Here is an 822-nt window from a genome sequence, read left to right on the forward strand (position 1 = left end):
TGTACATAGCGCCGTCCAAGTGACTGCATCACTTTAGAGACACCATCAGGACATGAAGGTGTCAACAAAAGATGAGTGTGATTCGTCATCAAGACATAAGCATGACAACTTACATCATAGCGTTCACACGCTTCTTGTAAGCATTCCAGATAAAACTGATTATCTTGATCTGAAAAGAAACACGCTTCCCGATTGTTTCCCCGTTGGATTACATGGCACGGCACTCCTGCCATATACATTCTCGGCTTCCTTGGCATTTCAGTTTCCTCTATCTTCCTTGATAGTTACACGTGATTATCGACCTAAGCTAAGACCTTTTCAAGCTGAGTAATGCGAATGATTATTATGTGTCACCGACCCCTTTTGCTTTGCCTTTTGCTTTACTTTATCGGACATATTAAATAGAGTTATGTCCTATATATTAGAATACAGGCTCAGTTATGACCGAGAAACTAGACCCGTCAATGCTCCTCCAGCTGCTTAAGCAAGCCCCTGAATCTTTCGCGCTGTCTGATATTCTTGAATTGATAAATAAACCAACACTCAAGCTTAGCCCTCCTTCAGATCGAACGATACGCCGTTGGCTTAATGAATTAAGTGAGCAAGGCCTGCTTATTAAAACTGGCAGTCGTAAAGGTACACGATATAGTCTTGCTGCACACCAAACGACGCCCAATATGCTTCAGTTTTTGCAGGGACTAGATACAGATATTCAGCTATCTACACTCAAGCAGATTAGAAACCTCTGGACTCATACCTCAACGGCACTAGAAGGCAATACTTTAAGCTTAGGTGATACAAAGTTTATATTGGACGAGGGGT

General features: G+C 42.1%; 2 protein-coding genes. One reads left to right on the forward strand and one right to left on the reverse strand.

What is annotated here, in order from left to right; translation table 11 throughout:
* Window positions 1-257: transposase (locus A3756_RS25925; RefSeq protein WP_197481234.1), on the reverse strand; the 257-nt coding region annotated here is incomplete at its 3' end.
* A 183-nt stretch (window positions 258-440) separates the two neighbouring features.
* Here A3756_RS25925 and A3756_RS27560 point away from each other — a divergent pair.
* Window positions 441-822: hypothetical protein (locus A3756_RS27560; protein ID WP_197481235.1), on the forward strand; the 382-nt coding region annotated here is incomplete at its 3' end.

This window comes from Oleiphilus sp. HI0086 (genome assembly GCF_001635225.1).